Annotated in this window: 21 protein-coding genes; 8 read left to right on the top strand and 13 right to left on the bottom strand. The window is 60.7% G+C overall.

Translation table 11 applies throughout. The features are described 5' to 3' along the window. Positions 1-56: 56 nt before the first annotated feature. Entirely contained in the window at positions 57-1253 is a 1197-nt protein-coding gene (locus U367_RS0103125) for an MFS transporter (protein ID WP_073859992.1), read from the bottom strand. A gap of 171 nt (positions 1254-1424) precedes the next feature. Between U367_RS0103125 and U367_RS0103130 the strand changes: the two genes are divergently transcribed. Further along, positions 1425-2039 carry a DUF5666 domain-containing protein gene (locus tag U367_RS0103130; protein WP_028615696.1) on the top strand — a complete coding sequence of 205 codons (615 nt, stop codon included), beginning with the start codon at positions 1425-1427 and terminating at the stop codon, positions 2037-2039. A gap of 129 nt (positions 2040-2168) precedes the next feature. On the opposite strand, the gene U367_RS0103135 is transcribed toward U367_RS0103130, so the two are convergent. The 8 genes from U367_RS0103135 to gcl all read right to left on the bottom strand — a co-directional run bounded on the left by U367_RS0103135 (position 2169) and on the right by gcl (position 11462). Beyond that, positions 2169-3173, bottom strand: a complete 1005-nt coding sequence (locus U367_RS0103135; RefSeq protein WP_016979582.1) for a sulfate ABC transporter substrate-binding protein — start codon at positions 3171-3173, stop codon at positions 2169-2171. Positions 3174-3278: 105 nt separating this feature from the next. After that, positions 3279-4103, bottom strand: a complete 825-nt coding sequence (locus tag U367_RS0103140) for an ion transporter (protein WP_028615697.1) — start codon at positions 4101-4103, stop codon at positions 3279-3281. 31 nt (positions 4104-4134) lie between these two features. Further along, the gene (locus tag U367_RS0103145) at positions 4135-5010 is read right to left on the bottom strand and encodes an urea transporter (protein ID WP_028615698.1); all 876 of its coding nucleotides are present in this window, start codon (positions 5008-5010) and stop codon (positions 4135-4137) included. A gap of 120 nt (positions 5011-5130) precedes the next feature. Next, on the bottom strand, positions 5131-6546 hold the full coding sequence (gene pyk / locus U367_RS0103150) for a pyruvate kinase (RefSeq protein WP_016979579.1): 1416 nt from the start codon (positions 6544-6546) through the stop codon (positions 5131-5133). Continuing rightward, positions 6536-7816, bottom strand: coding sequence for a glycerate kinase type-2 family protein (locus U367_RS0103155; RefSeq protein ID WP_028615699.1), 1281 nt, complete (start codon positions 7814-7816; stop codon positions 6536-6538). The genes pyk and U367_RS0103155 overlap by 11 nt, the downstream gene beginning before the upstream one ends. 169 nt (positions 7817-7985) lie before the next feature. Continuing rightward, positions 7986-8894, bottom strand: a complete 909-nt coding sequence (locus tag U367_RS0103160; RefSeq protein WP_323990650.1) for a 2-hydroxy-3-oxopropionate reductase — start codon at positions 8892-8894, stop codon at positions 7986-7988. Continuing rightward, entirely contained in the window at positions 8894-9676 is a 783-nt protein-coding gene (gene hyi / locus U367_RS0103165; RefSeq protein WP_028615701.1) for a hydroxypyruvate isomerase, read from the bottom strand. Before hyi ends, U367_RS0103160 begins: the two co-directional genes overlap by 1 nt. A 10-nt stretch (positions 9677-9686) precedes the next feature. Further along, positions 9687-11462: a glyoxylate carboligase gene (gene gcl / locus U367_RS0103170; protein WP_028615702.1), complete on the bottom strand. Its 1776-nt coding sequence runs from the start codon at positions 11460-11462 to the stop codon at positions 9687-9689. Positions 11463-11718: 256 nt separating this feature from the next. Between gcl and U367_RS0103175 the strand changes: the two genes are divergently transcribed. Beyond that, positions 11719-12159, top strand: coding sequence for a GlcG/HbpS family heme-binding protein (locus U367_RS0103175; RefSeq protein WP_028615703.1), 441 nt, complete (start codon positions 11719-11721; stop codon positions 12157-12159). A gap of 98 nt (positions 12160-12257) precedes the next feature. Here the strand turns inward: U367_RS0103175 and U367_RS0103180 are convergent, their stop codons facing one another. Beyond that, the gene (locus U367_RS0103180; RefSeq protein WP_028615704.1) at positions 12258-12863 is read right to left on the bottom strand and encodes a TetR/AcrR family transcriptional regulator; all 606 of its coding nucleotides are present in this window, start codon (positions 12861-12863) and stop codon (positions 12258-12260) included. 134 nt (positions 12864-12997) lie between these two features. Here U367_RS0103180 and U367_RS0103185 point away from each other — a divergent pair, with 134 nt between their 5' ends. Both U367_RS0103185 and U367_RS0103190 read left to right on the top strand, forming a co-directional pair. Next, positions 12998-13912, top strand: coding sequence for a DUF808 domain-containing protein (locus U367_RS0103185; RefSeq protein ID WP_028615705.1), 915 nt, complete (start codon positions 12998-13000; stop codon positions 13910-13912). A gap of 138 nt (positions 13913-14050) precedes the next feature. Beyond that, complete coding sequence (locus U367_RS0103190) at positions 14051-14422, top strand: DUF805 domain-containing protein (RefSeq protein WP_028615706.1); 372 nt, start codon at positions 14051-14053, stop codon at positions 14420-14422. Positions 14423-14488: 66 nt separating this feature from the next. Here the strand turns inward: U367_RS0103190 and U367_RS0103195 are convergent, their stop codons facing one another. Next, positions 14489-15277 (bottom strand): MlaA family lipoprotein, encoded by a 789-nt coding sequence (locus tag U367_RS0103195; RefSeq protein ID WP_028615707.1) that lies wholly within the window; start codon positions 15275-15277, stop codon positions 14489-14491. Next, entirely contained in the window at positions 15270-16568 is a 1299-nt protein-coding gene (locus tag U367_RS0103200; RefSeq protein WP_028615708.1) for a serine/threonine protein kinase, read from the bottom strand. Before U367_RS0103200 ends, U367_RS0103195 begins: the two co-directional genes overlap by 8 nt. A gap of 237 nt (positions 16569-16805) precedes the next feature. On the opposite strand from U367_RS0103200, the gene U367_RS0103205 reads away from it, so the two are divergent. After that, a complete protein-coding gene (locus tag U367_RS0103205; RefSeq protein ID WP_028615709.1) occupies positions 16806-17174 on the top strand; it encodes a hypothetical protein in 369 nt (122 codons plus the stop codon). A 97-nt stretch (positions 17175-17271) separates the two neighbouring features. Here U367_RS0103205 and U367_RS0103210 read toward each other — a convergent pair whose 3' ends face one another. After that, positions 17272-18825, bottom strand: a complete 1554-nt coding sequence (locus U367_RS0103210) for a glycoside hydrolase family 17 protein (RefSeq protein ID WP_028615710.1) — start codon at positions 18823-18825, stop codon at positions 17272-17274. A 332-nt stretch (positions 18826-19157) separates the two neighbouring features. Between U367_RS0103210 and U367_RS0103215 the strand changes: the two genes are divergently transcribed. From U367_RS0103215 to U367_RS0103225, 3 genes are all read left to right on the top strand, one after another. Further along, the gene (locus U367_RS0103215; RefSeq protein WP_025857941.1) at positions 19158-20009 is read left to right on the top strand and encodes a glycine betaine ABC transporter substrate-binding protein; all 852 of its coding nucleotides are present in this window, start codon (positions 19158-19160) and stop codon (positions 20007-20009) included. 217 nt (positions 20010-20226) lie between these two features. Continuing rightward, positions 20227-20538 carry a DUF485 domain-containing protein gene (locus tag U367_RS0103220; RefSeq protein ID WP_003190001.1) on the top strand — a complete coding sequence of 104 codons (312 nt, stop codon included), beginning with the start codon at positions 20227-20229 and terminating at the stop codon, positions 20536-20538. Further along, positions 20535-22193: a cation acetate symporter gene (locus U367_RS0103225; RefSeq protein WP_028615711.1), complete on the top strand. Its 1659-nt coding sequence runs from the start codon at positions 20535-20537 to the stop codon at positions 22191-22193. The genes U367_RS0103220 and U367_RS0103225 overlap by 4 nt, the downstream gene beginning before the upstream one ends. Positions 22194-22286: the final 93 nt, after the last annotated feature.

Below are 22286 nucleotides of genomic sequence, written 5' to 3' on the forward strand. Positions count from 1 at the left end.
ATGCCGCCCGGGCTTTGTGTTGTCAAGTGTTTCAATTACAAAGGAATTCCGGTCCCTCAAGCAGTGGCAACCGTGGCCTGACGTGAAGCACTCACGAACCGCAGCAGCGCGATCAAGGGGAACGCGCTGCCCACCAGCATCACGCCCAGCCAGCCGCCGTGTTCATACACGCTGCTGGCAATCGCGGAGCCGAAGGCGCCGCCAATGAAGATGCTGGTCATGTACAGCGCGTTCAGGCGGCTGCGGCTGTTGGCGTCGAGCGCGTAGATGGCGCGTTGGCCCAGCACCATATTCATCTGCACGCAGAAGTCCAGGACCACTCCGGTCACGGCCAGGCCAATCACGCTGTACAACGGGTGCACGAAGGCCGGCAGAAAACTCAGCGCCGCAAACAGCATGGCCAGCAACGACGCGCGGTGGGTATGGCCGGCATCGGCCAGGCGGCCGGCGATGGGCGCGGCAATGGCGCCCAGCGCGCCGACCAAAGCAAACAGCGCGATCTCGCTTTGGCTCAATCCGTGGTTGCGCGCCAGCTCCAGTGGGGCAGCGGTCCAGAACAGGCTGAAGGTGGCGAACATGCAACCCTGATAAAACGCCCGTTGGCGCAATACCGGTTGCTCACGCAACAAGGTGCCGAGGGAGCGCAGCAACTGGCCATAGGTGGCACTGTGGTCGGGTTGGCGCTTGGGGATGGTGATCAGCAACACCACACTGATAAACGCCATCAACGCCGCCGCCGCCATGAACATCGCGCGCCAGCCGAAGTGGTCCGCCACCACGCTGGACACCGGCCGAGCCAACAGGATGCCGAGCAACAGGCCACCCATAATGCTGCCGACCACGCGGCCACGGGATTCGGCGGGCGCCAGGTGCGCAGCCAGCGGGATCAGGATCTGCACCGACACCGAACTGAAGCCGATCAGCAGCGATACCAACAGGAACAGATTCGGCTGCTCGGTAAACGCCGCACCCAGCAGACTGGCGATGGCCAGTACGGTGGTGGCGATCATCAGCTTGCGGTTTTCCAACAGGTCACCCAGTGGCACCAGGAAAAACAGGCCCAGGGCGTAACCGATCTGCGTCAAGGAGACGATCAGGCTGGCCATCGCAGGCGTGAGGCCGATGTCCGGCGCGATCAGCTCGATGATCGGTTGGGCATAGTAGATATTGGCAACGATGGCGCCGCAGCAAAACGCAAACAGCATCACCATGCTCCGGGTCATGGTGGTTGTAGCGTGGGAGGTAGCGTTCATGGTGTTCTCATAAATGCGAAGGAAAGTGGGGCGAGCCTAAAGACAACACCGTAGCCCGGGTAGGCCGCTGGCAGTGATAACACTCATGCCCGGTAATGATGAGTGAATCGTTAACTTTCTGCGCGAAGGGTAATGATACATTCAGAAACAACTGCCGAAACAGGAAATCCCATGAAGATCACGTTGAACAAGATGCTCCTGGCTTCCACCCTGGCCGCTGCGATGGCCGTAGGCCTGGCCCAGGCTGCCGAGGCTCCCCGCGTGGGCGTACGCGGGGCCATTACCGCGATGGAAGGCGACGCGATGCACGTCAAGGTCAACAGCGGCGAAGACGTCATCGTGCACTTGACCCCAAGCACTCAAGTGCGCGCGGTTACCCTGGCCAAGATCGATGAGATCAAGCCGGGCAGCTATATTGGCTCCGCCGCCATGCCCAACGCCGATGGCACTCTGACCGCGCTGGAAGTGCACGTCTTCCCACCGGCCATGGCCGGCACGGGCGACGGGCATCGCGCGTTCGACCTCAAAGAAGGCAGCAGCATGACCAACGGCACCGTCGGCGACCTGGTTGTGAGCAACGGGCGCACCTTGACCGTGAAGTACAAAGGCGGCGAACAGAAGATCGTGGTGCCGGAGGATGTGCCGATCGTCAACCTGGAGCCGGGGGATCGCAGTTTGCTCAAGGCGGGGGTAAAGGTGGTGTTGTTTGCGGCGCAGGGGGCGGATGGGACCATTACCGCGCAGGCCATCTCAGCCGGTAAAGATGGTGTGACACCGCCAATGTAAAGTCTGGCGCAGAACCAAATGTGGGAGCGGGCTTGCTCGCGAATGCGGTGGATCAGCCAATGAATCTGTTGACTGACACACCGCATTCGCGACCAAGCCCGCTCCCACTGTTTTACCGCGTTTATTCAGTTATTGACCGGAGTAGATCTGGTCAAACACCCCACCATCATTGAAGTGGGTCTTCTGCACCGTGCGCCAGTCACCAAAGGTCTTCTCTACCGACAGGAAGTCGACTTTCGGGAAGCGGTCGGTGTACTTGGCCAGCACCTTGGGATCACGTGGACGCAGGTAGTTGTTGGCCGCAATTTCCTGGCCTTCCGCCGACCACAGGTACTTCAGGTAGTCTTCAGCCGCCACGCGGGTGCCTTTCTTCTCGACCACTTTGTCGACCACCGATACCGGTGGCTCGGCTTCGGCGGAGACGCTTGGGTAGATCACTTCGAACTGATCGCGGCCGAATTCACGGGCGATCATTTCCGCTTCGTTTTCAAAGGTCACCAGCACGTCGCCGATCTGGTTGGTCATGAAGGTCGTGGTAGCGGCACGGCCGCCGGTGTCCAGCACTGGTGCTTGTTTGAACAGCTTGCCGACAAAGGCCTTGGCCTTGTTTTCGTCGCCGCCGTTCTTCAGCACATAGCCCCAGGCCGACAGGTAGGTGTAGCGGCCATTACCCGAGGTTTTCGGGTTGGGCACGATCACCTGCACGCCGTCTTTCAACAGATCCGGCCAGTCTTTCAGAGCTTTCGGGTTGCCTTTGCGCACGATGAATACGGTGGCGGAGGTGAACGGTGCGCTGTTGTTCGGCAGGCGGGTGACCCAGTTGTCCGGCACCAGTTTGCCGTTGTCGACCAACGCGTTGATGTCGGTGGCCATGTTCATGGTGATCACGTCAGCCGGCAGACCGTCGATCACCGAGCGCGCTTGTTTGCTGGAGCCGCCGAAGGACATCTGCAGGGTCAGTTTGTCGTTCGGGTGCTCGGCTTCCCAGTGCTTCTGGAACGCAGCGTTGTAGTCCTTGTAGAAATCGCGCATCACGTCGTAGGAGACGTTGAGCAGTGTGACGGGGGCGGCCTGGACGGCGCCCGCCAGGGCAAGGCCGGCGGCCAGGAGGGAGGCGCTAACGAGTTTTTTCACTGCTCATTCCTTGTTGTTCGAGAAGGTGGTCGATTGAGTAGGGGCAATTTGCCAGCGACTATAGCGGGCGCCGCATAGACGTTTAAAGATTAAAACGTACTTTGCTTATTCCACTTTACGGAAAAGGTTACTCCCGCAGCGCGAGCAGAAGGCGGCATTCGGCTCATGGCTGTTCTTCTTGCACACTGGGCAGTCGGTTTGCAGCTGTTCGCCGCGCATGGCACTCGCCAGCTCAGCGGTGAAAATCCCGGTGGGCACGGCAATGATCGAATAACCGGTGATCATCACCAGCGACGAGATCACCTGGCCCAGCGGCGTCTTTGGCACGATGTCGCCAAAGCCCACGGTGGTCAGGGTCACGATGGCCCAGTAGATGCCCTTGGGAATGCTGGTAAAGCCATGCTCCGGGCCTTCGATCACGTACATCAAGGTGCCGAACACGGTCACCAGGGTGCACACGCTGACCAGGAACACCACGATCTTCTGCTTGCTGCCGCGCAGCGCCGCCATCAGGTAGTTGGCCTGCTTGAGGTACGGGCTGAGCTTGAGCACGCGGAAGATCCGCAACATCCGGATGATGCGGATGATCAGCAGGTACTGCGCGTCGCTGTAATACAGCGCGAGGATGCCGGGGACGATGGCAAGCAAATCCACCAGCCCATAAAAGCTGAAGGCATAGCGTAACGGCTTCGGCGAGCAATACAGGCGCAACCCGTATTCGATCAGGAAGATCAGCGTGAAGCCCCATTCGATATAGGCCAGCACATCGGCGTAGTTCTGGTGTATCTGGTCGATGCTGTCGAGCATCACGATCACCAGGCTGGCGAGGATGATCAGCAGTAAGATGCCGTCAAAGCGCCGCCCGGCGACCGTGTCACTTTGAAAAACCATGACGTAGAGCCGCTGGCGCCAGTCGTTGTTGCTGTCCATAAATCCCGCCTGAAACGAAGTTCGAGCAAGCCTAGGGGGATTCGAAGGGCCTGTCCATGCGGGGTTTCTGAAGCACGCGACCGCCTGCGCGCACCAGCCAGCAGGCGAGGATGAACGGTGCGGTCAATGCCGGCAGGTGCAGGGCGGCGAAGCCTGGGGTGAGAAGGATCGCCAGCAGGATGCCGAGCAGCGGCAACCAGGGGTGGCGACGCACCTGGCTCAGGGCCAGCGCCGCCAATGCCGGGTTGTAGCTGTGCAGGCCGAGCAGGGCGCTGGCGGGTTCTTGCAGCCACAGCGCTATCAGCACGCCGGCGGTGGAGCCGACCAAGGCCCATACGGCGGCGCGGCGGTTGGCCAGCCACAGGCCCAGTGCAATCAAGGCACCGGCCACTGGCTGGTTCAGCAGCATGATTTGCGCCAGCCCGGTGAAGGGCGCGGTGAGCGCGGCCAGGGTGTCGGGTTCGCTCAGGCTAAAGGTGCTGTCAGGCACTGTGCCTATCAGCAACCAGCCGAGCAGGACAAACGGCGCGGTATAGGCCGGCAAGTCATCCGGCTGGCTGGCGTGCTTCAACCATTGCCGCGTGAGGATCGCACTCAAGCCGCCGCCCGCCAGGATCAGCGGCGGCAGCAAGGCCGACCAGGCGAAGTGCTGGCTGATCAACAAGCCCAGCAGCACGCCGTTGTAGCTATACAACCCGGCCTGGCGCTCGGCCTTGGGATAGCCCCGGCGCTGGGCCGTGAGCAAGCCCGCGACGCCACCCAACAAGGCGCCGCCGAGCAAGGTCGGCGCGCCGATCAGGATCGCCAGCAGGCACAGCAGGCCGCACAGCGGCTGGCGTTGCAGGAAGATCTGGCTGAAGCCGTTGAGCAGCGCTTCGGCCCAGTCGGGGCAGGTGGGGTTGTGCATGGTGGTTAGTCAGTGAGACTGAGTTGCCCCCATCGCAGGCAAACCAGCTCCCACATTTGACTGTGTTCGCAGATCAAAATGTGGGAGCCGGGCTTGCCCGCGATGGGGCCCGAACAGGCGCTAGATCAATGTCTCTATACGCAAAGAGTTCGTCGACCCCGGCTGCCCAAACGGCACTCCGGCGGTAATCACCAACGTATCCCCACGCTCCGCCATCCCCTGTGCCTGGGCAATCTCCAGCGCGGTGGAACACACCTCATCCACCTGGCGCAGCCGATCATTGACCACCGAATGCACGCCCCAGGCCACGCTCAACCGCCGCGCAGTGGAGAGGTTGGGCGTGAGGTTGAGGATCGGCGCTACCGGCCGTTCCCGCGCCGCGCGCAGGCTGGAGCTGCCCGACTCGCTGTAGTTCACCAGCACCGCTACCGGCAGGATGCTGCTGATACGGCGGATCGCGCAGCTGATGGCGTCCGATACCGTGGCATCCGCCTTCGGTCGGCTGACATCCAGTTGCGCCTGGTAATCCGGGCCGTTTTCCACCTGGCGGATGATCTTGCTCATCATCTGCACGGCTTCCAGCGGGTATTCGCCGGAGGCGGTTTCCGCCGACAGCATCACCGCGTCCGCGCCTTCGGCCACGGCATTGGCGACATCGGTGACTTCGGCACGGGTTGGTGCAGGCGAGAAGCGCATCGACTCCAGCATCTGCGTCGCCACCACCACCGGTTTACCCAGTTGGCGGCAGGTGCTGATGATGTCCTTCTGGATCTGCGGCACGCTCTCGGCGGGCACTTCAACGCCCAGGTCGCCTCTTGCAACCATGATCGCGTCGCTCAGTTCGGCGATTTCCTGCAGGCGCTGCACGGCCGAGGGTTTCTCGATCTTGGCCATGAGGAACGCCTTGTCGCCGATCAGCTCGCGGGCTTCGCGAATGTCTTCCGGGCGCTGCACGAACGACAGCGCCACCCAGTCCACACCCAGTTCCAGGCCGAAGCTCAGGTCGCGCCGATCCTTGGCGGTCAGTGGGCTCAGTTCCAGCAGTGCTTGTGGGACGTTCACGCCTTTGCGGTCCGACAATTCGCCGCCATTCAGCACGGTGGTGTCGATGGCGTCGGCATGTTTGGTGATCACCCGCAGGCGCAATTTGCCGTCGTCCAGCAGCAGGTCCATGCCGGGCTCCAGCGCCGCGATGATTTCCGGGTGAGGCAGGTTGACCCGCCGCTGGTCGCCCGGTGTTTCGTCCAGGTCCAGGCGCAACGCCTGGCCGCGCACCAGTTGCACCTTGCCCTCGGCAAAGCGTCCGACGCGCAGTTTCGGCCCTTGCAGGTCCATGAGGATGCCCAGCGGATAATTCAGCTGGCGCTCGACCTGGCGAATCCATTGGTAGCGCTGGGCATGGTCGGCGTGGTCGCCGTGGCTGAAATTGAGCCGGAAGATGTTCACCCCGGCTTCCACCAGCTCGCGGATGTCGTCGATACCGTCGGTGGCGGGCCCCAGGGTGGCGAGGATTTTGACCTTCTTGTCAGGCGTCATGTTTGGCAGTCTCAAGGATCAGGATGGCGCGGAAGTCGTTGACGTTGGTGCGCGTGGGCTCGGTGATGATCAAACCGTCGAGGGCGGCGAAATAGCCGTAGCCGTTGTTGTTATCCAACTCATCGCTGGCCGACAGTCCGAGGGCTTCGGCGCGCGAATAGCTGCACGGCGTCATGATCGCGCCGGCGTTGTCTTCCGAGCCGTCGATACCGTCGGTGTCACCGGCCAGGGCGTACACGCCGGGCAGGCCCTTGAGGCTGTCGGTGAGGCTCAACAGGAATTCCGCATTGCGCCCGCCACGGCCATTGCCGCGCACGGTCACGGTGGTTTCGCCGCCGGAGAGGATCACGCACGGCGCCGCCAGCGGCTGGCCGTGCTGCACGATCTGCCGGGCGATGCCGGCGTGTACCTTGGCCACGTCCCGCGCTTCGCCTTCGAGGTCGCCGAGGATCAACGGGCTGAACCCGGCCTGGCGGACTTTTACCGCCACCGCTTCGAGGGATTGCTGGGGGCGGGCGATCAATTGGAAGTGGCTGCGGGCGAGCACCGGGTCGCCGGGCTTGACGGTTTCCGAGGCCGGGTTCTGCAACCAGCTGCGCACCGAGGCGGGGGCGTCGATGTGGTAGCGCTTGAGAATCGCCAGGGCTTGTTGCGAGGTGCTCGGGTCGCCGACCGTGGGGCCGGACGCGATCACCGTGGCTTGGTCGCCGGGCACATCGGAAATCGCGTAGGTATAGACCGTCGCGGGCCATGCCGCTTTCGCCAATCGGCCTCCCTTGATGGCCGAGAGGTGCTTGCGCACGCAATTCATCTCGCCGATGGTCGCGCCGGATTTGAGCAGGGCTTTGTTGATGGCCTGTTTGTCGGCCAGGGTGATGCCTTCGGCGGGCAGCGCCAGCAGCGCAGAGCCACCGCCGGACAACAGGAAGATTACGCGGTCGTCTTCCGTCAGGTTGCTGATCAGTGCCAGCACGCGCTGGGCCACGGCCAGGCCGGCAGCATCGGGCACTGGGTGAGCGGCTTCGACCACTTCGATTGTCTTGCACGGCGCGCCGTGGCCGTAGCGGGTGACGACCAGGCCGGTGACTTCGCCCTGCCAGCAGTTCTCCACGACCAGCGCCATGGCGGCGGCGGCTTTGCCGGCACCGATCACGATCACACGGCCGCTGCGGTCGGCGGGCAGGTAGGGTTCAAGGACTTGCCGGGGGTGGGCGGCGTCGATGGCTGTGGCAAACAGCTCGCGAAGCAGATGTTGCGGATCGACCGACATAAGCGGGCTCCCGGGGATTCTTGTTATTAGGGGTGAGACTTGGAATAGGGATTAAAGGTGGGAGCTGGCTTGCCTGCGATAGCAGTGTGTCAGGCAGCAAATCTCTAGCTGGAAGACCGCTATCGCAGGCAAGCCAGCTCCCACACTGGATTGCATTTCAAGTGAACACTTACTTATCGCGAATCGAGAAATTCGCCATATGCTCCAGGCCCTTGATCAGCGCCGAGTGGTCCCAATTGCCGCCGCCAATCGCCGTGCAGGTGCTGAACACCTGCTGCGTACCGGCGGTATTCGGCAGGTTGATCCCCAGTTCCTTGGCACCGGCCAACGCCAGGTTGAGGTCCTTCTGGTGCAGGTTGATGCGGAAGCCCGGGTCAAAAGTGCCCTTGATCATGCGCTCGCCATGCACTTCGAGGATTTTCGACGAAGCAAACCCACCCATCAGCGCTTCACGCACCTTGGCCGGGTCGGCGCCGTTCTTGGCGGCGAACAGCAACGCTTCGGCCACCGCCTGGATGTTCAGCGCGACGATGATCTGGTTGGCGACCTTGGCGGTCTGGCCATCACCATTGCCGCCCACCAGGGTGATGTTCTTGCCCATGGCCTGGAACAGCGGCAAGGCGCGTTCAAAGGTCTGCGGCTCGCCGCCGATCATGATGCTCAGGGTGCCGGCCTTGGCGCCGACTTCACCACCGGACACCGGTGCATCCAGGTACTGCGCGCCGGTCTCGTTGATCTTGGCGGCGAACGCCTTGGTGGCGGTGGGGGAGATCGAACTCATGTCGATCACCACCTTGTTCGGCGACAGGCCGGCGGCGACGCCGTCTTTGCGGAACAGTACGTCGTCGACCTGCGGGGTGTCCGGGACCATCACAATGATGAACTCGGCTTCCTGCGCCACTTGCTGCGGGTTGGCCAGGGCCACGGCGCCTGCGTCGATCAGCGCTTGCGGCGCCTTGCCATGGTGCTCGGAAAGGAACAGTTGGTGACCTGCTTTCTGCAGGTTCGCGGCCATGGGTTGGCCCATGATGCCAGTGCCGATGAATCCGATTTTAGCCATGAAAGAATCCTCTTTTATTAGATGGCGTTGTGGGTCTTCAACCAACCCAAACCCGCTTCGGTGGTGGTCAACGGCTTGTATTCACAGCCGACCCAACCCGTGTAGCCGATGCGGTCCAAATGTTCGAACAGGAAGCGGTAGTTGATCTCACCGGTACCCGGCTCGTTGCGCCCTGGGTTGTCCGCCAGTTGGATGTGGTTGATCTCACCCAGGTGCGCGGCCATGGTGCGGGCCAGGTCGCCTTCCATGATTTGCATGTGATAGATGTCGTACTGCAGAAACAGGTTGGCGCTGCCCACCTGTTCGCGAATCGACAGGGCTTGCGCCGTGTTGTTCAGGTAGAAGCCCGGGATGTCGCGGGTGTTGATCGCTTCCATCACCAGCTTGATGCCCACCGCTTGCAGTTTTTCAGCGGCGTACTTGAGGTTGGCGACGAAGGTTTTTTCCAGGGTTTCGTCGTCAACGCCTTGTGGCCGGATGCCCGCCAGGCAGTTGATCTGGGTATTGCCCAGCACCTGGGCGTAGGCGATGGCCAGCTTGACCCCGGCACGGAATTCTTCGACCCGGTCCGGGTGGCAGGCCAGGCCGCGTTCGCCCTTGGCCCAGTCACCGGCCGGCAGGTTGAACAGCACCTGGGTCAGGCCGTGGGCGTCGAGTTGCGCCTTGATTTCGGCAGAGCTGAATTCATAGGGGAACAGGTACTCGACACCTTCGAAGCCCGCATCGGCGGCCGCTTTGAAACGGGCAAGAAAGTCCTGTTCGGTAAACAGCATGGACAGGTTGGCGGCGAAACGCGGCATAAGGTTCTCCTTAATCGAGCAGGGAAATGGCAGTCGGCGCATCGTTGCCGACCAAGGCCAGATCTTCGAATTCGTTGACGGCGTTGATCTCGGTGCCCATGGAAATATTGGTCACGCGCTCCAGAATAATCTCAACGATTACCGGAACCTTGAATTCTTCGATCATTTCCTCGGCGCGGCGCAGGGCCGGCGCGATCTGGCTCGGCTCGAACACACGCAAGGCCTTGCAACCCAGGCCTTCGGCAACGGCCACGTGGTCCACGCCATAGCCATTGAGTTCCGGGGCGTTGAGGTTGTCGAAGGACAGTTGCACGCAGTAGTCCATTTCAAACCCGCGCTGAGCCTGGCGGATCAGGCCGAGGTAGGAGTTGTTCACCACCACGTGGATGTACGGCAGCTTGAACTGTGCGCCCACGGCCAGTTCTTCGATCATGAACTGGAAGTCGTAGTCGCCGGACAGCGCCACCACTTTGCGGCTCGGGTCAGCCTTGACCACGCCGAGGGCGGCGGGGATGGTCCAACCCAACGGGCCGGCCTGCCCGCAATTGATCCAGTGGCGTGGCTTATACACGTGCAGGAACTGCGCGCCAGCAATCTGCGACAGGCCGATGGTGCTGACGTAGCAGGTGTCTTTGCCGAACACCTGGTTCATTTCTTCATACACGCGCTGTGGCTTGACCGGCACGTTGTCGAAATGGGTCTTGCGGTGCAGGGTGGCTTTGCGTTGCTGGCAGTCATTGAGCCAGGCGCTGCGGTCCTTGAGCTTGCCGGCGGCTTTCCACTCGCGGGCCACTTCAATGAACATCGTCAGCGCGGAACCGGCGTCGGACACGATACCCAGGTCCGGGGTGAAGACGCGGCCAATCTGGGTCGGCTCGATGTCGACGTGAATGAACTTGCGGCCCTCGGTGTACACCTCGACCGAACCGGTGTGGCGGTTGGCCCAACGGTTACCGATGCCCAGCACCACGTCCGACTTGAGCATCGTCGCGTTGCCATAACGGTGGGACGTCTGCAGACCGACCATGCCGACCATCTGTGGGTGATCGTCCGCAATGGTGCCCCAGCCCATCAGGGTCGGGATCACCGGGATGCCGGTCAGTTCAGCGAATTCAACCAGCAGCTCGCTGGCGTCGGCATTGATTACGCCACCACCGCTGACCAGCAGTGGGCGCTCGGCCTGGTCCAGCAGCGCCAGGGCTTTTTCCACCTGCACGCGGGTTGCCAGCGGCTTGGCGAGGGGCAGGGGTTGGTAGGCGTCGATGTCGAATTCGATCTCGGCCATCTGCACGTCGAACGGCAGGTCGATCAACACCGGGCCTGGGCGGCCGGAGCGCATTTCATAGAAGGCTTTCTGGAAGGCGTACGGCACTTGGCCAGGTTCCAGGACGGTGGTTGCCCACTTGGTCACCGGCTTGACGATGCTGGTGATGTCCACGGCCTGGAAGTCTTCCTTGTGCATCCGGGCGCGGGGCGCTTGACCGGTGATGCACAGGATCGGGATCGAGTCGGCCGACGCGCTGTACAGGCCGGTGACCATGTCAGTGCCTGCCGGGCCCGAGGTACCGATGCACACGCCGATATTGCCGGCCTTGGTGCGGGTGTAACCCTCGGCCATGTGGGAGGCGCCTTCAACGTGGCGAGCAAGGACGTGATCGATGCCACCCACTTTCTGCAAGGCCGAATACAGCGGGTTGATCGCGGCGCCTGGGATACCGAAGGCGGTGTCCACACCTTCGCGACGCATCACCAGGACGGCGGCTTCGATTGCTCTCATTTTGCTCATGATATTGGTGCCTCTTGCGTTTTGTAATTGTATACAAGTGGTGTCTGGACAAAGTGTATTCACGGCGAGCGGCGTAGGTCAATGCATTTTATAAACTGGCCTATGCGTTCGTCGGAACGGCTTTTTTCGACGCATGGAGCCTTTGTGCGAAAATATTGTATACAAAATTAAAGGTCATTGTGTTCTATTTGTTTGATCGAGCATCTGATCATTCAGACCTCCATCGCTTTCCCAATAACAAAAGAAGGACGGCACCATGAGCGCTTTAACCTTGAAAGTCGCCACCCAACTGGCCAGCCAGGCCCTCAGTGCAGGGCGCACCATCTGCGCTGCGCCGCTGACCATCGCCGTGCTCGACAGCGGCGGCCATTTGATCACCCTGCAACGCGAAGACGGCGCCAGCCTGCTGCGCCCGCAAATCGCCATCGGCAAGGCCTGGGGCGCAATTGCCCTTGGCAAGGGCTCGCGCCTGCTGGCACTGGACGCGCAGCAGCGACCGGCGTTTATCGCGGCGTTGAACAGTTTGGGGCAGGGCAGCGTGGTGCCTGCGCCGGGTGGGGTATTGATTCGAAATCAGGAAGGCGCGGTGCTGGGGGCGATCGGGATCAGCGGGGATACGTCGGACATTGATGAGCAGTGTGCGATCACGGCGATCGAGGAGATCGGGCTGTTGGCAGACGCCGGCGTATCAGCCTGACACCACCCTTTGTAGGAGCCGGCTTGCCGGCGATGGCGCTCGAAAGAGCGCCGCAGAATATGAAAGTCTCATCGCCGGCAAGCCGGCTCCTACCAAGGTCAGTCCGGCTCGCAGCCTTTGAGCACCAGCCGGATGATCGTCTGCGCCGCCGCCTCGTAATCCGCCTCATCCAGCTTGGCCTTCCCGGTCACCGCCGAGATCTGCCAGTCAAAATCCGCATAGGTCTGCGTCGCCGCCCAGATGGTGAACATCAAGTGATTGGGTTCAATCGGCGCAATCAGGCCGCGATCTACCCAGTCCTGGATGCAGGCGATGTTGTGCTTGGCCTGGGCGTTGAGCTGTTCGACCTGGTCGGCGCTGAGGTGCGGGGCGCCGTGCATGATTTCGCTGGCAAAGACCTTGGAGGCAAATGGCAGGTCGCGGGAGATACGGATTTTCGAGCGGATGTAGTTGCTCAGTACTTCCTTGGGCGCGCCGTCCGGGTTGAACGGCGTGGAAGCGGCCAGGATCGGCTCGATAATGCTCTCGAGCACCTCGCGGTAGAGGTTGTCCTTGGACTTGAAGTAGTAATAGACGTTGGGCTTGGGCAGCCCAGCCTTGGCGGCGATGTCGCTGGTTTTGGTCGCGGCGAAGCCCTTGTCGGCAAACTCCTCGCTGGCCGCCCGCAGGATCTTTTCTTTGTTGCGCTCGCGAATGGTGCTCATAAACCTGGAGTTTCCTTGCCAAGACTGGCGGTTGCGCATGGTAGCACCGGCCATCTGCGAGCCTCAACAATCTGCCCGCCGGGCCTTGCGCCGCGCTATGCTCGCGTCATCCCACTCTTACGGAAGCGCGATTCATGGCAGGAAGCAGCTTGTTGGTGTTGATCGACGATATCGCCGCAGTACTCGATGACGTTGCCCTGATGACAAAAATGGCGGCAAAGAAGACCGCTGGCGTCCTGGGTGATGACCTCGCCCTCAATGCCCAACAGGTCTCCGGCGTGCGTGCCGAGCGGGAAATTCCCGTGGTGTGGGCGGTGGCCAAGGGGTCCTTCGTCAACAAGTTGATCCTGGTGCCAGCGGCTTTATTGATCAGCGCGTTTGCACCGTGGGCGGTGACGCCGTTGTTGATGCTCGGCGGTGCCTACCTGTGTTTCGAAGGGTTCGAGAAGCTGGCGCATAAATTCCTGCACAGCAAAGATGAAGACCATGCGCAACATGTGCAGTTGGTCGAGGCCGTCTCGGACCCGGCAACCGACTTGGTAGCCTTCGAAAAGGATAAGATCAAAGGCGCCATCCGTACCGACTTCATCCTCTCCGCCGAAATCATCGCCATCACCCTCGGCACCGTGGCCGATGCGCCCTTGATGCAGCAGGTGATCGTGCTGTCCGGCATTGCCATCGTCATGACCGTGGGTGTCTACGGGCTGGTGGCCGGCATCGTCAAGCTGGATGACCTGGGCCTGTGGCTCACCCAGAAACCTGGCCAGGCGGCGCGCAGCATCGGTGGTGCCATCCTGCGTGCGGCGCCGTACATGATGAAGAGCCTGTCGGTAATCGGTACGGCGGCGATGTTCCTGGTGGGCGGCGGGATTCTCACCCACGGCGTGCCGGTGGTGCATCACTGGATCGAGACGGTCAGCCAGGGCGCAGGCGGGGTGGCGTGGTTGGTGCCGACGCTGCTGAATGGCGTGGCGGGGATCATTGCCGGGGCGGTGGTGTTGGTCGTCGTGCAAGTAGTTGGCAGGGTATGGCGAGCCGTTAAGCGCTGATTAGTTCGCAGCGAATACAGACTGAAAAGTTGTTTAAGCTTAATCCTACAGTTCGGTTTTCAAGGCATTTATAGGATGCGTCGCGTGCCTTCCCGTGAAGTCACGCACTAAGAAAACGGATCGAGTAGGGAGTTAAGGATGAACTGGTGTTTTCAGGCGATAAAAAACTATGCCAACTTCAGCGGGCGCGCTTGTAGAAGGGAGTATTGGGCGTTTGCAGTTTTAGACTACCTGCTGATGTACGGCTCAATTGTAGTAGCAGGCTGGGCCGGGGTTGCCTACAGCAAGTGGTTTTATATCCCGCTAGGCGTTTACGTTGTACTTACGATCATCCCCCGGCTATCTGTAACATTTAGGCGGCTTCACGATGTGAACACGACTGGCGCTTATATCCTGTGGTATGCGCTACCGTTCGTGGGTTTATTAGTTGTGACCATCCGACTGCTTAGAAAAGGCGACAAGGGGGAGAATAACTACGGATTGCCTTGCCGTGATGTCGAACATTCTTAACAGACCGGGCTTACCGTAACCGCAATAAAAAAGGCCATTCAATCGAATGGCCTTTTTTGTGGGCGTTTACTCGGCAATCTGCAGCTTTCGCGATTCCGTATAGATGTAGCGCACCTTCTCGTACTCGAACGGCGAGTTCATCTGGCCATACCGGAAGCTGGTCTGATAACGCTTGTCCACTGCGCGCAATGCCCAGATTTCCGGGTGGTTGGAGCTGACTTCGGACACATTGAGGAAGTTGATCTGGGTTTCGGCACCGTAGTCGACGATCAGGCCGGTGGTGTCGCGCAGGTTCGATGGGCCGAAGATCGGCAGCACCACATACGCGCCGCCGGGTACGCCGTAGAAGCCCAGGGTCTGGCCAAAGTCTTCGCTCTGGCGCGGCAGGCCCATGGCGGTCGCCGGGTCCCACAGGCCGGCGATGCCGATAGTGGTGTTGACCAACAGGCGGCCGGTGGTTTCCAGGGAGCGATGCCCCTTGAGTTGCAGCAGGCTGTTCAACAGGTTGGGCACGTCGCCCAGGTTGTTGAAGAAGTTGCTCACGCCGGTGCGCAGGAAACTCGGGGTGACGTAGCGGTAGCCGTCGACCACCGGCAGGAACACCCATTGGTCGAAGCGGTAGTTGAAGTGGTACACGCGACGGTTCCACGATTCCAGCGGGTCATACACGTTGAGTGCGGTGAGCGATGAGCGCTCGAACTCACGCTGGTCCAGCCCTGGGTTGAACTTGAGCTTGGTCAGCGGCTCCTTGAAACCGTCGGCGCCGACATTGACCGGCTCGTGGGCCTTGCTGTTGTCGGCATTGGCCACGCCTGCGCACATCAGGGCGGCAAGCAGCAGAAGATATTTAGCCACGGAAGAACTCCAGCATAGCGTCGGCGTTGACGCGGTAATTGAGGTTGCCGCAATGGCCGCCCAGCGGGTAGACGGTCAAGCGATCGCCGAAGGTTTTACGCAGGAAGCCGAGGTCGCCAGGGCCGAGGATCACGTCGTCGGCGTTGTGCATGACGGCGATCTTCGGGTTGGTGTGCAGGTAGTCCTTGAGGGCATACAGGCTGACCTGGTCGATCAGTTGCAGCAGGCTGCCGCCGTCGGAACGGGCGCGCCACATTGGGATCACTTGTTCGGTGAGGTAGCAGTCGAAGTCGCACTGCAGTGCACGCTTGAGGAATGGCGTGAGGCTGGTGCCTTCGGTGATCGGGTACTTCGGCGGGATGATCAGTCCGCGGCGGTTGATCAGGTCCGAGGTAAAGGCGATGTCGGCTGCCGAGAAGCGGAACGAGGTGCCGATCAGCATGGCCATCTGTTCGTTGGTCAGGTGCTGCTTGGATTGCTGGAAGTCGTAGAGCAGGGCGTCGTTCAGGTCGATGTAGCCCTTTTGCTGGAAGTAGCGGGTCAGCTTGTTCAGCACCAGCTCATAGAAGGTGGTGGTGTTGTTGATGCCTTTCACCTCGGTCTGCACCAGCTTGTCGAGGTTGGTGATCGAGGTGTAGAGGTTGACCGGCGGGTTCAGCAACAAGACTTTCTTGAAGTTGAAACTGCGGCGCGTCTCGTCGAGCTTGCTGACGAACGCTGCATCCAGGGCACCGAGGCTGTAGCCGGTGAGGTAGAAGTCAGTCACTGGCAACGAAGCGTTCTGCGCGCGCACGGCTTGCATCACGCGGTACATGTCTTCGGCGTCTTCCTGGGTGATGCCCGGCGTGGCGAAGCGCGAGGCGGCACTGATGAAGTCGAAGCTGGTGGGCGACGACAGTTGCACCACGTGGTAGCCGGCCTGGTAATACAGCTTTTTCAGGTATTCGTTGATGCTGCTGTCGAAGCGCGCACCGGTGCCCGCGATCAGGAAGATCAGCGGCGCGGCGCGGTCCTGCTTGGCGATGCGGTAGGTGAGTTTCTTCACCGCCCAAAAGTTGTCCGGCAGGCTGAATTCGCGCTCGGGGCGCATGTTCAGGGTGTAGTCGGACTGATTGATCTCGTCATCGCTCGGCAATTTCGGCCGAAGGTCAGGCGGCGTGGTGGCGATGGTGGCTTCAAACGGGTTGGTCAAAGGGTAGCCATAGCTGGCTTGGTCAATGTCGACGGCCAGTGCTGACGCACTCAGAAAAAGGCTGCCCAGCAAGGCAGCACAGCGCAAGGAACGGAGCATGACTTAATCCCTAGGAGGAAACGTACTTAATGAAGTTCGCAGGCTATGACCGCCGTCCAGTCGCCGAAGTGCCATCACGCGGCACGAAATGTCGGAAAAAAAACGTCGGAATCGGGGTAATAGTAGCCAGACGATACACTTTGCCACGCTTTGGTGAACACTAATTGTGTGTATGCGCCTTGCTAACGGCTGCCGGGGCATTAAGCTGAGCGCCGTTTTTGCCTATCGGAGTACCCCATGTCCCGTCGTTTGCCGCTGATTTTGCTGCTTATTGCACTGCCGCTGTGGCTGGCCGCCAGTTACGGTGCGCGCTATGGCTTTATGGAAGATGGCCAGTGGGTGGGCCTCTGCGCGGACGAGGCGAGCCGCTGGGAATGCCAGCTGCGTTCGAACCTAGGGTTGATGATCCACTTCAAGGTGCTGGGCTGGACGGCGTTGATCACGTCGGTGCTGGCGTTTTTCGTGCCGGGTCGGGCGGGGTGGGGGTTGGCGGTGCTGGGGATGGTGTTCGGGTTGCCGGCACTGGCGTTGTACAACACCACGTTTGCGGTGTTTGCCGTGGTGATTGCGGGGTTGCGGTTGGTCAGGAAGCCCCGCGGCGCCTGATAGGGCCTCTTCGCGAGCAAGCCCGCTCCCACATTTGACCGAGTACATCCTTGGAATGCGGTCGAATGTGGGAGCGGGCTTGCTCGCGAAAGCGGTCTTAAGTCTTGCGTGCCCGCAAGCAGCGCCACAAGGCTGCCGTCATGAGCAGGCTCACTACCGCCCAGCCCCAAGCCTGCTGGTTCAATAACCCCTCACGGTACAACTGCGGCGCAATGCCCGCACCGATGATAAAGGCCAGCAACGCAATCTCCCGACGCGGTCCCGTCACCGGACGTATCACGTACACCAGGGCCGGCAACACCAGCGCCGCGCTCGGAAAGCTGCGGTAGCGCGGGTCGAAGACCAATGCCAGCATCATTACCGCTCCGGCAAACCCGGCAATCGCCACCAGCCAGCCTGCGCGTTGCTCCAGCCAGTTGAACGCCCGCTCACGCCAACCTTCCTGTGCACTCAAGGCCAAGGCCGCATGGGCCAGCACCAGCAGGTTCAACACCAGCAGCAACCCAGCCCACATCCATTCATCATTGAAGCGCGCCGTCACGCGGGTCAGCTCGGCCCAGGTGCCAATGGAGCAGGCCGCAACGGCGCCCAACAACGGCAGGGCAAGCGCGGCACGCGCGCTGCGTACTCGACCACCCAATGCGAGGGTGCCCAGCAGGATAATCCCGCCGACGCCCAACCACAGCGGCCAGTACGGCACATTGGTCACCGGCCCGGCGAGGATGCCCTTGTCCTGGCGATCGGCATCAAACAGGCCCCAGTAACCACCCACGGCGCCTTCACTGGCACGCTTCCACGGCTGGTCAAAGGCTTCGATCAGGTTGTAACGCCAGCCATTGGCCTCGGCCATGGCCACGAAGCCGCGCATGAACTTGGCTTCATTAACCCGGCTCGGCACGGCCGTTTCGCGCTGGCGGCCTTCGCTTGGCCAGCCGGTTTCACCGATGAGTATGTCCTTGGGCGCAAACTTGTTGCCGAAGGTCTGGCGCACATCGCCCACGTGCTTGAGGGCCTGGTCGATGCCCGACGGGTCATCTTCCCAGTAAGGCAACAGGTGGATGGTCAGGAAATCCACCGCCGGGGCGATTTCCGGGTGCTGCAGCCAGAACTCCCACACATCCGCGTAGGTCACAGGCTGCTTGATCTGGCTCTTGACCGTCTGGATCAGCGCCACCAGCTGCTTGGCGGTCACTTCCTTGCGTAGCAATGCTTCGTTGCCGACGATCACCGAGGTTACGACATCCGGGTGGGCGTTGGCCGATGCGATCAATTCGTTGATTTCTTTTGCGGTCGCCACCGGGTCACTGCTGACCCAGGCCCCGGCCATTACCTTCAGCCCGTGCTTGCGCGCCATGTCCGGCAAGGCTTCCAGGCCGGTCATAGAGTAAGTGCGAATGCACTCGAAGCGAGTGGCCAGCAGGGCGAGATCAGCGTCCATGCGCTCCGGACGCAGCGTGAATGGCTGGTCGAACGGCGATTGGTCTTTATCGAACGGTGTATAGGACGCGCAATGCATCTTGTGCGTGGCGCTGGCGACGTCGGGCAGCACCACGGGCCGGCCGAGGCCATACCAGTAAGCGAACAGGGCCAGCAGGCCGAGGATCAAGGCGAAGCAATAGGGCAGGGCAGGGAAGCGGGCAGTCGCGGGCATGGTCGGCTTATCTGGAAGAGCAAAGGCGCGCATCTTACCCGGATTTGGCCCGACTCAGTGGGGCTGCATAATTTTGACATGCAAAGTTCGGGCGGGATTTTGGCGTCAAGTCCTACAAAACATCCTACTGGCGATGTGATGTCGTTCCTTGCTTGTAGGATGTCGCTGACAGAGCAGGTCCAACACCCGAGCAGGTTGATGATCGAAGTGTCAGTACTCCGCTGACGGCGCACTACCGTGATCGATGCGCGTGAAGGGGGCGCGGTGCACCACATAACAACAGGTTGACGTCGCTCGGCATCCGCCGGGCGCAGCACTTTCGGGGAAGTACTATGAAGATGCGACGACTCTTGGGCGCAGCTGCCACTCTGGTAGTTGCGATGAGCTCCACACTGGCCAGCGCCGACAGCAAGACCCTGAGCATCGGCTATGTGGACGGCTGGTCCGACAGCGTGGCTACCACCCACGTGGCGGCAGAAGTGATCAAGGCCAAGCTCGGTTATGACGTGAAACTGCAAGCCGTCGCCACCGGGATCATGTGGCAGGGCGTTGCCACCGGCAAGCTCGACGCCATGCTCTCCGCCTGGCTGCCGGTCACCCACGGTGAGTACTGGGCCAAGAACAAGGACAAGGTGGTCGACTACGGCCCCAACTTCAAGGACGCGAAGATCGGCCTGATCGTACCGGAGTACGTCAAGGCCAAGTCCATCGAAGACCTCAAGACCGACACCACCTTCAAGAACAAGATCGTCGGCATCGACGCAGGTTCTGGCGTGATGCTCAAGACCGATGAAGCGATCAAGCAATACGGCCTCGATTACAAGCTGCAAGCCAGCTCGGGCGCGGCGATGATCGCCGAGCTGACCCGTGCCGAAGACAAACAGGAATCCATTGCGGTCACCGGTTGGGTGCCACACTGGATGTTCGCCAAGTGGAAACTGCGTTTCCTGGACGATCCAAAAGGGATTTATGGTGCTGCTGAAACCGTCAACAGCATCGGCAGCAAGGGCCTGGAGAAGAAAGCGCCGGAAGTCGCGGCCTTCTTGAAGAAATTCCAATGGGCCTCCAAGGATGAAATCGGCGAAGTCATGCTGGCGATTCAAGAAGGCGCCAAGCCTGATGCCGCCGCCAAGGATTGGGTCGCCAAGCACCCTGAGCGTGTCGCCGAGTGGACCGGTAAATAACACCCGAAGCGTCTAGACAGCACCTTGCAAGCCCGCCTGGCGTTTTCGTCAGGCGGGCTTTGTCGTTTTTGTGCCAAAGGCTGTCAATTCGATCAGTTCAAAACTGGCGACAACGCCTATGTCGTTCTAATACTAAGGTCGTCTGGAACCCTTTGTGCAGCCGCATACAGTGGATACGTTCCAATAATAAAAAAGCTGTGCTGCGAGGATAAAAACAATGAACGACAGCATTTACCTCTCGATTCAAAACAGCCCGCGTTTCAAGGAGCTGGTGAGAAAAAGGGAAAGGTTCGCCTGGATTCTCTCGGCGATCATGCTAGGGCTTTACTCCGCTTTCATCCTGTTGATCGCCTACGGGCCACAAGTACTGGGGGCCAAGATCAGCCCCGGCTCGTCGATTACCTGGGGCATTCCCCTGGGCGTCGGGCTGATTGTGTCCGCCTTCATCCTGACCGGCATCTACGTGCGCCGGGCCAATGGCGAGTTTGACGACCTGAACAATGCGATTCTCAAGGAGGCTGCGCAATGATCCGGCGTCTACTGGCAATATTCGGCGCTTCGCTCTTTGCCCCGGCCGTTTGGGCGGCGGATGCATTGACCGGTGAAGTGCACAAGCAACCCCTGAACGTTTCGGCCATCGTGATGTTCGTCGCGTTTGTCGGCGCCACCCTGTGCATCACCTACTGGGCCTCCAAGCGCAACAAATCGGCGGCCGACTACTATGCGGCCGGCGGCAAGATCACCGGTTTCCAGAACGGCCTGGCGATTGCCGGTGACTACATGTCGGCGGCGTCCTTCCTGGGGATTTCCGCGCTGGTCTACACCTCTGGTTATGACGGCCTGATCTACTCGATCGGCTTCCTGGTGGGCTGGCCGATCATTCTGTTCCTGATCGCCGAGCGCCTGCGTAACCTGGGCAAGTACACCTTTGCCGACGTGGCGTCCTATCGCTTGGGCCAGACCCAGATTCGCAGCCTCTCGGCCTGTGGCTCGCTGGTGGTGGTGGCGTTCTACCTGATCGCGCAGATGGTCGGTGCGGGCAAGCTGATTCAGCTGCTGTTCGGCCTGGACTACCATGTTGCGGTGATCCTGGTCGGTATCTTGATGGTGATGTATGTACTGTTCGGCGGCATGCTGGCGACCACCTGGGTACAGATCATCAAGGCTGTATTGCTGCTGTCCGGTGCATCGTTCATGGCACTGATGGTGATGAAGCACGTCAACTTCGACTTCAATGCCCTGTTCTCCGAGGCGATCAAGGTTCACCCTAAAGGTGAGGCGATCATGAGCCCCGGCGGCTTGGTGAAAGACCCGATTTCCGCGTTCTCCCTCGGGCTTGCGCTGATGTTCGGTACGGCTGGCCTGCCACACATCCTGATGCGCTTCTTTACCGTCAGCGACGCTAAAGAAGCGCGTAAGAGCGTGTTCTACGCCACCGGTTTCATCGGTTACTTCTACATCCTGACCTTCATCATCGGCTTTGGCGCGATCCTGCTGGTCAGCACCAACCCGGCGTTCAAGGATGCGGCAGGCGCCTTGCTGGGCGGCAACAACATGGCGGCGGTGCACCTGGCCAACGCGGTGGGTGGCAGTATCTTCCTGGGCTTCATCTCGGCCGTGGCCTTCGCCACCATCCTCGCGGTGGTTGCCGGCTTGACCCTGGCCGGTGCGTCGGCGGTGTCCCATGACCTGTACGCCAGCGTGATCAAGAAAGGCAAGGCCAACGACAAGGATGAGATTCGCGTTTCGAAAATCACCACCGTTGCCTTGGGCGTCCTGGCGATTGGCCTGGGTATCCTGTTCGAAAGCCAGAACATCGCGTTCATGGTTGGCCTGGCGTTCTCCATTGCCGCCAGCTGTAACTTCCCGGTGCTGCTGCTTTCCATGTACTGGAAAAACCTCACCACTCGTGGCGCAATGATTGGCGGCTGGCTGGGCTTGATCAGTGCCGTTGGCCTGATGGTGCTGGGCCCGACCATCTGGGTCTCGATCCTGCACCATGAAAAAGCCATCTTCCCTTATGAGTACCCGGCGCTGTTCTCGATGATCATTGCGTTCGTCGGCATCTGGTTCTTCTCCATTACCGACAAGTCGGCGGCGGCAGAGAAAGAGCGTGCGCTGTACTTCCCGCAGTTTGTGCGTTCGCAAACTGGCCTGGGGTCGAGTGGGGCGGTTTCTCACTAAGGTTGTAGCTGGATAGGAAAATACCCCGGTCGAAAGGCCGGGGTATTTTTTTGTCTATAAATTAGGGATTGATCTGACAAAACTGTTTCTCAA

Source organism: Pseudomonas canadensis, assembly GCF_000503215.1.
GTDB lineage: Bacteria > Pseudomonadota > Gammaproteobacteria > Pseudomonadales > Pseudomonadaceae > Aquipseudomonas > Aquipseudomonas canadensis.